This is a genomic window from Blautia sp. 2227st1_G12_2227SCRN_220401, from assembly GCF_039062885.1.
Classification (GTDB): domain Bacteria; phylum Bacillota; class Clostridia; order Lachnospirales; family Lachnospiraceae; genus Blautia_A; species Blautia_A fusiformis.
Window position 1 is genome coordinate 35,113 of the sequence record NZ_JBCLNI010000010.1, and the last position, 12,537, is coordinate 47,649.

Below are 12,537 nucleotides of genomic sequence, written 5' to 3' on the forward strand. Positions count from 1 at the left end.
AGGCACTTATAAATAAACATAACAGAGAAAGTGAGAGCGGAGATTATGAAGAAAAAGATTCTGGCAGCAGTGCTTGCAGCGGCAATGGTCATGAGCATGACAGGCGTTTCGGCAGCAGCAAAAAGCAAAGAAAAGAGTGAAGGAACTACCTTTATTTACGGAACCACTGGATACAGTGAAGAAATGGGAGATGCAGGATTAAACCCTCACGACAATTATTCCGGATGGAGCTGTCTTCGTTATGGCGTAGGAGAAACACTGTTTAAGTACAATGACAACATGGAGATAGAGCCATGGCTTGCTACAGACTATGAATTTACAGACGATAATACAGTAAAGATCACCCTTCGTGACGGTGTGAAATTTTCCAGCGGAAGGACCATGGATGGAGAAGCGGTAAAGGAATGCCTGGATGATCTGATCGCAAACCATGACCGTGCACCTTACGATATGAAGATCGATAAGATCGAAGCAGATGGAATGACAGTAACGATCCATACTTCCGAACCATGTCCGGCACTGATCAATTACCTCGGTGATCCGTATGGTGCTATCATTGATATGGATTATGGCGTACAGGGAGAGGGCGGCTCTGCAAATGTGGCAGGAACAGGCCCTTATGTTGCAACAGAGGTATCTCCAACAGAGATTAAGCTGGTAAAAAATGAGGATTACTGGGGCGGAGATGTAAAGGTAGACAACGTTATCGTAAAATCCTTCTCAGACGGAAGTGCCCTGACAGCAGCATTACAGACAGGCGATATACAGGGAACCTATGGACTTCAGTATGATAACTATGCGCTTTTTGACGGAAATCCGGACTATCAGATCAGCTCTGTAGCAACAAGCCGATGCTTCTTCGGACAGTTTAATATGAAGTCTGAACTGATGCAGGATCAGAATGTGAGAAAAGCCATTGAGATGGGAATCGATAAGGACGGCTTCTGCAGTGTGATCATGGAGGGACGAGGTGTTCCGGCAGTGGGAGCCTTCCCAAGCAGCTTTTCCTATGGAAACGATGCAGTAAAGGCACCGTCCTATGATCCGGAAGAGGCGAAAAAGCTTCTGGAAGAATCCGGATGGACAGATACGGATGGAGATGGCTATGCAGATAAGGACGGAAAGAAGCTGTCCATCACATGGCTGACCTATCCAACCCGTCTGGAACAGCCTAAGCTTGCAGAATATGCACAGTCCACTTTAAAGGACATCGGAATTGAGGTCAATGTTAACAATACAGCAGATCATGCGACGTATGCGAAGAACGGAGAATTTGATGTATATGTAAGCTCGCTTACAACTGCACCTACCGGTGATCCGGAATATTTCTTCACAAGTACAGTTGTATCTGACGCAGCCAAAAATTATGGCAAATACAGCAATTCGGATCTGGATGATATCGTAGCAAAGCTGCATGAGACCTTCGATACAGATGAGAGAGGCAAGCTTGCTGTGGAAGCACAGCAGACCATTCTGGATGATGATGCGTATTTCTTTGTTTCTCATTTGAATATGGGACTTGTGTCAAAGTCAAATGTATCAGGGCTGACTGCTCACCCATGTGATTATTACGAGATCACGGCAGATCTGGAAGTGAAATAAGATGGAATCATTGTTGAAGCTTGAGCATGTGACGATCTGCTACAACGGAGAGCCGGTTGTACATGATGTGGATCTGGAACTGAATAAAGGGGAGATCCTGGGGGTGGTAGGCGAATCCGGAAGCGGAAAAAGTACCATCATCAAGGCAATCATGGGACTTCTGGGAAATGAAGGCATGGTGACAGAAGGGGATATCTGGTACAAAGGAAAAAATGTGGTGGATATGCCGGAAAAAGAATTACGCAGACTTCTGGGTCCTGAGATCGCCATGGTCTTTCAGGATTCAGGGGCAGCCCTTTGTCCCATCCGCACCGTAGGCGATCAGATCTATGAGAGTATGCGGGAGCATGAAAGGATCAGCCGTAAGGAATGTGCGGAGCGTGCCGTCCGGATGATGGCTAAGATTGGCCTCAAGGATGGGGAACGTGTTTTGCAAAGCTATCCCTTTGAATTGTCCGGCGGCATGAATCAGCGTGTGGGAATCTGTATTTCCATGCTGCAGAATCCATCGCTTCTTCTGGCAGATGAGCCTACCAGTGCCCTGGATGTAACCATACAGAAACAGGTAGTTGAGGAAATGCTGCTGATGCGTGAGGAATACGGAACAGCCATGATCGTTGTCACACACAACATTGGTGTGGTGGAAAAAATGGCAGATAAGGTTCTGGTACTGAAAAACGGAAAGGTGAGGGAATACGGAAAAACAGCTCAGGTTCTGACAGATCCGGAGGATCCCTATACAAAAGAGCTTATGAGTTCGGTACCTCGTCTGAAACGTACAGGTACCGGAAATGGAGGCAGATGATGACAGAAAATAAAAACATTCTGGAAGTACATCATTTGAAAAAAAGCTTCACCACCGGTAAAAAATCCTTCACGGCTGTAGAAGACATAAGCTTTTCTCTGAAAACGGGGGAAGTATTAGGAATCGTAGGGGAATCCGGCTCAGGAAAAAGCACTGTGGCGAAGATGATCACACATCTGACAGAACCCACCGCCGGAGAGATTTTTCTCATGGAAAAGGATATCACACATGCAAGGGGAAAAAATCTCCGGGAAATCTACCGGGAAATGCAGATGATTTTTCAGACACCGGCAGAATCCTTTGACCCCAGATGCACTCTTGGGGACGGAATCGGGGAAAGTCTCCGGAATATGGGGATAAGTAAGAAGGAAACCAGGAACCGTGTGGAAAAGCTTCTGCTTACCTGCGGACTGACTCCGGAATATGCAGATCGGTATCCCCATCAGGTCAGCGGAGGAGAGTGCCAGAGAGCGGCTATTGCCAGAGCTTTGGCTGTGGAACCCAGAGTGCTGATCTGTGATGAAGCAACCAGCGCCCTGGATGTGACTGTGCAGAAACAGATCATGGAGCTGCTTCAGAAGTTAAAAAAAGAAAACCAGCTGTCCTTTCTTTTTATCTGCCATGACCTGGCCCTTGTCCAGCTGTTCTGCGACCGGGTGATCGTGATGCATGACGGACATGTGGAAGAGGAAGGGACACCGGAAGAGATCATTGAGCATCCGAAGACAGAGTATACGGAGCAGCTGATCCGGTCAGTGCTGTGATAATGACAGATAAAAACAAAAGAACGAAGCCCTCAGTAGTGTGAAGACTGAGGGCTTTTTTGCAGGTTACACGTTGACGCATTTTCCCTCACCCGATATAATTAAAAAAGAATCGAAACCGGATGAAAACGGAATAAATATAGAGGAGACCACGAAAAATGGCAGAAAATTTACAGATCAGACTGGCAGATCCCGGTGAGGCGGATCGTCTGGCAGAGATCGAGGCAATCTGTTTTCCACCTGCGGAGGCAGCAAGTCATGAGGAAGTTGTGAAGCGTATGGGAGCATTCCCGGAGAATTTCGTTGTAGCAGTAAAGGATGAGCAGATCGTAGGCTTTATCAACGGAGGAACCACAGATAAACCAGTACTCCCGGATGAATTTTATCATGATATCACGCTTCACAGAAAGGACGGGGACATCCAGACGGTATTCGGACTGAATGTGATCCCGGAATACCGTCATCAGGGGATCGCCGGAGAGCTTGTGGAATATTTCAAGGAGCTTGCGAAAGAGCGCGGAAAAAAAGCTCTGATCCTTACCTGCAAGGAGCATATGATCCCATTCTATGAGAGCCACGGACTGAAGAAGCTGGGTGTGGCAGATTCCTGTCATGGCGGAGCAACCTGGTATGATATGCAGATCTGGTTCTGAGAAATGAAGACAGTAACAGAAGAAAAAAGAAGAGTCAGCTGCAAAAACAAAGGTCAGCTGAATAAGAAACCAGAGGAAAAATAAATGAGAATACGAATGTACAATGTGGGGTTCGGAGACTGTTTCTGTATCCGTGACAGAAAAAGCAGCCTGCTTGTGGATTTCGGGGCAGCCAACAGCAAGATCGAAGGGCGGCCACGGAGAGAGGTTTTTGATGTGATCATCTCAGATCTTACCACTATCCGCAAAAAAAATCTGCTTCTGACACATTTTCATCCGGACCATGTTTCCGGATTGCTTTATATGATGCGTTACCGAAGAGATGCCTACGAATTTGAAAAGATCTATCTTCCGGATGTATTTTCCAGTCCGGAAATGAAATACACACTGGCGCTTCTGCTCCTTGCGGATGTGACAAAAAAGGCCAGCCTTCCCGGAAGACGTGTCAGCCTTTTTGCCCTTGCAGAAGCTCTTTGCGCCAGAAGGGTAAAGATCGACCTTTTATCCAGAGGCTCAGAGTTTGAGGGAAAATATACAGCGCTCTGGCCGGATCTCAGGGAAGTCAGCCGGGAAACGGAGGGCGTATTTAATTCCCTGATCGAGAATCATGAAAATGCAATGACCGAGCTTGTGAACATTGCGGAGGAGGTACGTCAGCTGTTCCTGTCCATGACAGAGGAGATGCCGGAAGCAGAGCAGAAATCTGCTCCACTGTCTGAGGCATCTTTGGTGGAAGAGGATACAGAGGAATCCGAGCGCTCTTTGACAGGACAGACAGAGCCTGGTGGGGAAAACGAAGGATATACGCAGGAGAAGCTGGAGCTTATAATGGAAGATACAGGCGCAGCAGCTGAGGATACAGCAGAGGTTCCGGAAGAAGCCGAAAAAGAGAGAGCACGTCGCCTTAAACCGGAAAAGCTGGAAAAGAAATTCCGTGAATTACAGGCAACCGAAGAATTTCAGGCACTTCTGGAAAGTGCGGAAAAACAGGGGCATTTTCTGCGTCAGTTCCGCCACAAGATCAGTCTGGCATTTCAGAATACTGGCGACGGAGAGCTGAATCTTCTGTTTACCGGAGATGTACAGCCACAGTACATGAGGATGATCGCAGAAAACTATGATGGGAGGATTCCGCTTCATGAGCATTACTGGTGTATCAAGGTACCACATCATGGTACGGAATCCCATTTCTTTGATTTCAGCAGCTTCTCCCCGGAGAATATGATGATCCCCAACGGAGCCTACTACGACAACAGCAAGAAGAAATCCAAGAATCAGCGCACTTCCATGCAGTATGGCGGTTTATTTTATATTAATGACGCGCATATGTATTGTTCCAACTGTGACTGCTGTGACAGCTATGAGAACGGATGCTCCTGCAGGGAGTATGATGTGATATCACCATCGTATTATAAAGATATCTGATCATGTTACAGATGGATTTCTGTTGAGTTATATACGATCCGGTCATTCATGCAGACAAAGAAGACGGTAATTTCTTTGTCTGCGTTTTTGTTAAAAAGACAGGATGTACATGTGGACAGAGGAAAAGAGATACAGGAGGAAAAGTTTTGAAACAGATCGCAGACCTGCACATACATTCCAGATATTCCATGGCAACCAGCAAAGATGGCACGCCGGAGATGCTGGATCTCTGGGCGCGGAAAAAAGGGATTACACTCCTTGGAACCGGAGATATGACACATCCCATCTGGCGGCAGGAGTTGAAGGCGAAGCTGATCCCTGCAGAACAGGGACTGTTCCGGCTGAAAGATGAATATGTTTTGCCGGAGGCGTCACGCTATCCTGAAAAAGCACCCAGATTTGTATTGTCCGGTGAGATCAGTTCCATCTATAAAAAAGGCGGAAAAACCAGGAAGGTGCACAGCTTGATCCTGCTTCCGGGATTCAATGAGGCAGATGCTTTTGCCGCAAGGCTGGAAAAGATCGGAAATATCCATTCAGACGGACGTCCTATCCTTGGCCTGCCCTGTCATGATCTTCTGGAGATCATGCTGGAAGTCAGTGAGGAAGGCATGTATATTCCGGCGCATATCTGGACGCCACATTTTTCCCTGTTTGGGGCAAAGTCCGGTTTTGATACCATAGAAGAGTGCTTTGAGGATCTGACTCCGTACATTCATGCACTGGAAACCGGACTGTCCTCAGATCCAGTGATGAACTGGCAGATTTCGGCGCTGGATGGATATCAGCTGGTATCACACTCTGATGCACATTCCCCGTCAAAACTTGGACGGGAAGCAGATCTTCTGGATATTGAGCTTTCCTACCGGGGCTTGTGGAATGCGGTGCAGAAGGGAGAAGGACTTACGGGCACCATCGAATTTTTTCCGGAAGAGGGAAAGTATCATTATGACGGACACCGGAAATGCGGCGTCTGCCTGAGCCCGAGAGAGGCAGAAAAGTATAATGGTATCTGTCCGGTGTGCGGAAAGAAACTGACCATGGGTGTGGATCACCGGATCCTGCAGTTATCTGACCGTGACGAGAGTTCAGCGGCCATGCCGGAAAGCGGCCGCCCATATGAAAGCCTGATGCCGCTGCCAGAGGTGATCTCCGCCTGCGTGGGATTTTCCACGGCAAGCAAAAAAGTTCAGGGACAGTACGAGGCTCTGCTTGAGAAACTAGGTGCAGAATTTACCATATTGAGAGAGGTTCCGCCGGAAGATATCCGAAAAGCCGGCGGAGAAGTTCTGGCGGAAGGCATCCGGCGGCTCCGTGCAGGAGAAGTGTTGCGGAAACCGGGATCTGACGGAGAATATGGAAAAATAGAATTGTTTTAAGCGAAGCAGGTAAGTCCTCTGCGGGATTGCGAATATCGGCTTGATCCAATTAAGAAAATTTCTGAAATGGTGTGAAAAGAAGCAGCTGTTAAATATTTATGTATTGTGAAGAGTATTGCCGGTCATAGCGTGAGCTGCAAAAGGTAAAAGGCGATAATGATAAAGGATTGGAGCAGGATAGAGATCATGAAAGAAAAAATCGGCATTATATCAGACACTCACGGTCTTTTGCGGCCGGAGGTACTGGAAATCTTAAAAGACTGCAAATACATTCTTCATGCCGGAGATGTCAATAAAGATGAGATCCTGGATGTACTGCGTTCCATGGGGAATCTCTATGTGGTCCGTGGAAATAATGATAAAGACTGGGCGGAAAATCTCCGCACCAGTCTAAGCTTTACCATTGGCGGCGTAAAATTTTTTATGGTTCATAACAAAAAAGACGTTGCGTGGGAGCTGGGGGACACACAGGTGGTCATCTTCGGGCATACTCACAAATATTTTGAGAAGATGATCGATGGCAGACTGTGGCTGAATCCGGGAAGCTGTGGAAGAAGCCGCTTTGGCGGAGAGGTTACCATGGCGGTGATGACTGTGGAGGATGGCAAATATCAGGTGGAAAAAATCATTTTGGCGGAAAATTCCAGGAAATGATCATAACCCTGTTTATAGATCCTTTTATGCAGAGCTGTTTCTGTAGATTACTGGAATACGCTGATGCATAAAAGGATTTTTTGTATTTTATTGGATACAATCCTTGTAATTTTGGATTTGTAGCGTATAATAAAAAAACGTTTAAAACAAAAGTGGTCTTACCACTTTTGAAAAATTCGTTTGAGCGCAGACTTTGAACGCAGCTGCGTTCATGAGTATGCAGTAAAGCAAAATGTGAATATGCGCTTTACATGAATCAGGAGGGATGCAACATGAAGCATGTGCAACAGTTCAGCATCATCCTGTTGATTTCCGTCATTGGAGAATTACTGAAAACCTTTCTTCCACTTCCGGTACCGGCCAGTGTCTATGGATTGATCATTATGCTGGTGGCTTTGCTCACAGGTATTCTGAAGCTGGATCAGGTCAAAGGTGCGGCAGATTTTCTGGTTGAGATCATGCCGGTGATGTTTGTGCCGGCTGGTGCGGGACTGATCACAGCCTGGAGTACTCTGAAACCGATCTGTGTACCGGTTCTCATCATGACGTTTATCAGCACGGTGATCGTAATGGTCGTAACAGGAAAAGTAACACAGGGAGTGATCCGTATGGGAAAGAGAGGAACTGAAAAATGATGGAATTCATAAAAAACTCCGCATTTTTCGGAGCAATGATAAGTCTGATCGCCTATGAGATCGGTCTGATCCTGAAAAAGAAGTTTAAAATGGCGATCTTTAATCCGCTTTTGATCTCGATCATCTGTGTTATTGGTGTTCTTTTGATCTTCCATATTGATTATGATGATTATAATGAAGGTGGAAAATATATCAGCTATCTGCTGACCCCGGCAACAGTCTGTCTGGCAGTGCCCCTTTATGAGCAGATCCATCTGCTGAAAAAAAATCTCAAGGCAGTGGCTGCCGGGATCTTTTCCGGAACGCTGGCCGGGCTTTGCAGCATTCTGCTTATGGCGAAATTGTTTGGCTTTGATCATCAGGAATATGTCACCATGCTTCCGAAGTCTATCACAACTGCTATCGGAATGGGTGTTTCCGAGGAGCTTGGCGGTATCGTGACCATCACCGTTGCTGTGATCATCATCACAGGAGTTCTGGGAAATATGATCGCAGAGGTTGTCTACAAGATCGCAAAGATCGAGGAGCCGATTGCAAGAGGTCTTGGACTTGGAACATCTGCCCATGCTATCGGAACAGCCAAAGCCATGGAGCTTGGCCCGGTAGAAGGAGCCATGAGCAGCCTTGCCATTGCCGTAGCCGGATTGCTTACGGTTATAGGTGCGTCTGTGTTTGCGGGAATGATGTAAAAGCAGATATCATAGGATTTCAAATGCCCTTTCAAAGTGTTACATTTTACAAGTCTGTCGTTTACGGCAGGCTTTTTTTGTGGATCTTAAAGACGAACATATTTTTGTATAAAATAAACAAATGTTCGGAAAAACCATATTTGTACCGTTTTATTGGACTAAAAATGAGCTATAATGCAAACATACAGAAAATATGTTTGGAAAATATGTTCGATAAATCGTGAGACGAACATAGGACAGGGAGGATGGATCTTATGTGGAATACAGAGAGCAGCAGGAAGGCAGTATTGGCAGAAGGAAGATATGTGGAAGCTGAGAACGGACATTGCGGCAGACAGAAGCTTTCCTCAGGAATGGCAATGGTACTGGGCGCACTTCTTACAATGGAGATCATGCTTGGCGGGGCGATGCTGTTTAATTTTGATTTCCGCGGAGCAGATATCGTTGCTGTTGTATTGTCATTCATGGTATTATATTTTGCAGTGGTAGCATCACTGACAGACAAGTAGCAGAACGGAGGAGAAAGGATGCCAAGGGTCTTTAACCAGAAGATTAAAATTTTATATCTGATGCGCATTTTTCTGGAGCAGACGGACGAAGAGCATCCGATGTCTGTGAAGGAGCTGATCGCCTATCTGAATAGTCTGGGGATCAGTGCAGAGCGTAAGACTGTCTATGATGATATTGAAACCCTGCGGAATTTTGGAATGGATATCCTGAACCGGCGGGAGCACCCGGCCGGTTTTTATCTTGCCAGTCGGGAATTTGAGCTTCCGGAGCTGAGACTTCTGGTGGATGCAGTACAGTCCTCCAGATGTATCACCAATGGGAAATCCCGACAGCTGATCAGGAAGCTGGAGAGCCTTGCCAGTGTTTATGAGTCCAGACAGCTGCGGCGACAGGGATTTGCAGAGAACCGTATCCGGACTATAAACGAGAATGTGTATTACAGTATTGATATGATCCAGCGTGCATTAACTGAGGACAGGCAGATTTCTTTTCAATATTGTGAATGGACTGTGGAGAAGAAGCTGCGTCCGGAGAATGAGGGAGAACGATATTCGGTCAGTCCCTGGGGACTTGTATGGCAGAATGAGGAATATTATCTGATCACTTACGACGAGAAGTGTGGAAGGGTTAAGCAGTATCAGGTAGATAAGCTCCAGCAGATCCGTATAGAGAAGGAGGTGCGACGCGGCAGAGAATTTTTTGAGAATTATGATATAGGGGAGCTGACATCCAGGACCTTCGGGATGTTTGGCGGCAGAGAAGTAACCATATGTCTGGAAGCACATAACCGCTTGGTCGGGGTGGTGCTGGATCGGTTTGGCAGAGATATTATGATACACAGGAAGGATCCTGAACATTTCAAAACACTGGTTCGTGTAAATATCAGTGACCAGTTCTTTGGCTGGATAGCCAGTCTTGGCCCGGATGCGGTGATCGCGTCACCGGATGAGGTTCGCGATAAGTACCGGGAATTTCTTGAGAAAAGTCTTTCTAATTACAAATGATAAATATATGATAAAGAAAATCTGTATATAATAAAGATTCAGGAAAATTCGCTCCTGAGTCTGCAGGTTTTCAACAGAAATAATATATAAAAAAATAAATGAAAACAGACAAAAATGAGAAAAATCATATAATAGCTGCATCTGAAATATAAAAATAATATAGATAGCATATATAAAAAAGATAATAGACATCGCGATGCTTAAGTGCTATAATGCTTTCGACTCTTAGGAGGGAATAAATTTTGCCATTTCAGGCAGATTACGGACGGTGAAGATATGACTGTAAAAGCAAGAATGCTGAAGCTTCTGGAGCAGCACGAGAATGAACTGATATCCGGAGAGGCGGCAGCAGCAGAACTAAACTGCACACGGGCAGCCATCTGGAAAGCTGTGAAATCCCTTCGTGAAGAGGGATATACCATAGAAGCTGGACCAAACAAAGGCTATGTGCTTCGAGGAGGCAGCCGTTTATCGGAAGAAGGAATACGGCTTTACCTCGATCATCCGGATGTCCCTGTAAAAATATACAGAGAACTGGATTCTACAAACCGGGCAGCCAAGGAGGCTGCATTTTCAGGAGAAGCAGGTCATGGTGCACTGATACTGGCGCGCAGACAGAAAAGCGGAAGAGGCCGAAGAGGCCGAAGTTTTTATTCTCCTGAAAATGCAGGACTTTATATGAGTATCGTTCTAAGACCTGACCGAACTCTGAAGGAAGGACTCCTGATCACTACAGCGGCGGCAACTGCAGTGTGCCGTGCAGTGAAGAAAATCTGCGGGATCGACCTTGGGATCAAATGGGTCAATGATCTGTATTTTCATAATAAGAAAGTGTGTGGGATACTGACAGAGGCTGTTACAGACTTTGAAAGCGGGAACATTGAGTTTGCAGTTGTAGGAATTGGTTTGAATCTGTATATGCCGGAAGATGGGTTTCCTGAAGATATACAGGAAACGGCTGGAGCATTATTTGAAAACAGGAATGACGCAGAGCATATAAACTGCAGTATTCTTGTGGCGGAGATCGTCAATCAGCTTCTCATGGAAGTGGAGACTCCGGGACTTTCCAGAGAATATACAGAAAATAATATCATTCCTGGAAACATGATCGTGATCACAGACGGACAGTGTACAAGGGAAGCTTATGCAGAATCCATAGCACCAGATGGAAGGCTTCTTGTGAGAGAACAGGATGGTTCAGAAACCCTGCTTTCTTATGGAGAAGTATCTGTACGCAGGAAGTCGGATCAAGGTTAATTGAAATGAATTGTATATTTTGTATAAAAAACAGATTCTTTTTTGTGCAAAACAGGCAAAAATAATATTGACATTCTGGAAATGCGGAGTAAAATAAAGTCAACTACAAGGCGTGGTCATACCAATTATAAAAAGATACGATCAGCGCCAAGAGAAAAGGAGGGAGAAAAACGGGAGATTTATCAAGTACACTGGCAGAAGAACTAAACAGTAAGACAGCCTTTACCATTCCGGCGTTTGGTGGAATACCAATTGCAGAATGCGTGGTAGTCACATGGGTCATCATGGCGGTTCTTGTGATTCTGTCTCTGATCTTAGTTCGGAATCTCAGTGTGGAAAATCCGGGTAAGAAGCAGCTGCTTCTGGAGACCGGGGTAAGTTTTCTTCAGGATTTCTTCATGGGTATCCTTGGAGAAGAAGGCAAACAGTATGTGCCTTATTTGATGTCAACCGTAATTTACATCGGAATAGCCAATATCGCAGGCGTATTTGGTTTTACACCACCAACGAAGGACATGAATGTTACCATTGCGCTGGCGCTGATGAGCATTATTCTGATCGAGTATGCAGGCTTTCATAAAAGGGGACTGAAGGGTTTCCTGAAAAGCTTTGCGGAGCCGGTTCCGATCATGCTTCCGATCAACATTCTGGAAATAGCGATCAGACCTACATCTCTCTGCATGCGGTTGTTCGGTAATGTTCTGGGAAGCTTCGTAGTTATGAAGCTGCTGGAGTTTGTTTGTCCGGCCATTCTTCCCATACCATTCAGCCTGTATTTTGATTTCTTCGACGGATTCATACAGGCGTATGTATTTGTATTCTTAACATCCTTGTTCATTAAGGAAGCAATTGAGTAGTGAAGCGGAAGATCCGCTTGATCTAAAAATGAAAAAAATTGTATTTTACAGGAGGAAAAAACTATGTTAATCGCAATTGGTGCAGCTATCGCAGTTCTTACAGGTATTGGAGCAGGTATTGGTATCGGTCTTGCAACATCTAAAGCAGTAGAAGCTATCGCAAGACAGCCAGAGGCAGAGAGCAAGATCAGTAAAGCACTTCTTCTTGGATGTGCTCTTGCAGAGGCAACAGCTATTTACGGTTTCGTAATCGGTCTTCTGATCATCATCATGCTTGGCTAATAGGTAAAGACGAGATACTAA

Annotated in this window: 13 protein-coding genes and 1 pseudogene; all 14 read left to right on the forward strand. The window is 45.7% G+C overall.

Features of this window, described 5'->3' with window-relative positions; all coding sequences use genetic code 11:
- The first annotated feature begins 45 nt into the window (after window positions 1–45).
- Entirely contained in the window at window positions 46–1,602 is a 1,557-nt protein-coding gene (locus ABCM67_RS06930; RefSeq protein WP_342992699.1) for an ABC transporter substrate-binding protein, read from the forward strand.
- 1 nt (window position 1,603) lies between these two features.
- Window positions 1,604–2,407 carry an ABC transporter ATP-binding protein gene (locus ABCM67_RS06935; RefSeq protein ID WP_279030798.1) on the forward strand — a complete coding sequence of 268 codons (804 nt, stop codon included), beginning with the start codon at window positions 1,604–1,606 and terminating at the stop codon, window positions 2,405–2,407.
- Complete coding sequence (locus ABCM67_RS06940; protein ID WP_118368487.1) at window positions 2,407–3,171, forward strand: ABC transporter ATP-binding protein; 765 nt, start codon at window positions 2,407–2,409, stop codon at window positions 3,169–3,171. Before ABCM67_RS06935 ends, ABCM67_RS06940 begins: the two co-directional genes overlap by 1 nt.
- Window positions 3,172–3,329: 158 nt before the next feature.
- Window positions 3,330–3,824: a GNAT family N-acetyltransferase gene (locus tag ABCM67_RS06945; RefSeq protein WP_118368486.1), complete on the forward strand. Its 495-nt coding sequence runs from the start codon at window positions 3,330–3,332 to the stop codon at window positions 3,822–3,824.
- 84 nt (window positions 3,825–3,908) lie between these two features.
- Window positions 3,909–5,249 carry an MBL fold metallo-hydrolase gene (locus ABCM67_RS06950; protein ID WP_243164923.1) on the forward strand — a complete coding sequence of 447 codons (1,341 nt, stop codon included), beginning with the start codon at window positions 3,909–3,911 and terminating at the stop codon, window positions 5,247–5,249.
- 188 nt (window positions 5,250–5,437) lie between these two features.
- Window positions 5,438–6,625 (forward strand): annotated as a pseudogene (locus ABCM67_RS06955) (endonuclease Q family protein); the annotation flags it as partial.
- 189 nt (window positions 6,626–6,814) lie between these two features.
- Window positions 6,815–7,282 (forward strand): metallophosphoesterase family protein, encoded by a 468-nt coding sequence (locus tag ABCM67_RS06960; protein WP_022427149.1) that lies wholly within the window; start codon window positions 6,815–6,817, stop codon window positions 7,280–7,282.
- 272 nt (window positions 7,283–7,554) lie between these two features.
- Window positions 7,555–7,917, forward strand: a complete 363-nt coding sequence (locus ABCM67_RS06965) for a CidA/LrgA family protein (RefSeq protein WP_015525571.1) — start codon at window positions 7,555–7,557, stop codon at window positions 7,915–7,917.
- Window positions 7,914–8,606, forward strand: a complete 693-nt coding sequence (locus ABCM67_RS06970; RefSeq protein WP_110102746.1) for an LrgB family protein — start codon at window positions 7,914–7,916, stop codon at window positions 8,604–8,606. The genes ABCM67_RS06965 and ABCM67_RS06970 overlap by 4 nt, the downstream gene beginning before the upstream one ends.
- Before the next feature lie 254 nt (window positions 8,607–8,860).
- Window positions 8,861–9,115, forward strand: coding sequence for a hypothetical protein (locus ABCM67_RS06975; protein ID WP_059086214.1), 255 nt, complete (start codon window positions 8,861–8,863; stop codon window positions 9,113–9,115).
- An 18-nt stretch (window positions 9,116–9,133) separates the two neighbouring features.
- Window positions 9,134–10,120, forward strand: coding sequence for a WYL domain-containing protein (locus ABCM67_RS06980; RefSeq protein WP_015525576.1), 987 nt, complete (start codon window positions 9,134–9,136; stop codon window positions 10,118–10,120).
- A 276-nt stretch (window positions 10,121–10,396) separates the two neighbouring features.
- Window positions 10,397–11,377 carry a biotin--[acetyl-CoA-carboxylase] ligase gene (locus tag ABCM67_RS06985; RefSeq protein ID WP_015525577.1) on the forward strand — a complete coding sequence of 327 codons (981 nt, stop codon included), beginning with the start codon at window positions 10,397–10,399 and terminating at the stop codon, window positions 11,375–11,377.
- Between the two features lie 191 nt (window positions 11,378–11,568).
- The gene (locus tag ABCM67_RS06990) at window positions 11,569–12,234 is read left to right on the forward strand and encodes a F0F1 ATP synthase subunit A (protein WP_084449196.1); all 666 of its coding nucleotides are present in this window, start codon (window positions 11,569–11,571) and stop codon (window positions 12,232–12,234) included.
- A gap of 63 nt (window positions 12,235–12,297) precedes the next feature.
- Window positions 12,298–12,516, forward strand: coding sequence for an ATP synthase F0 subunit C (gene atpE / locus ABCM67_RS06995; protein ID WP_021652814.1), 219 nt, complete (start codon window positions 12,298–12,300; stop codon window positions 12,514–12,516).
- Window positions 12,517–12,537 lie beyond the last annotated feature (21 nt).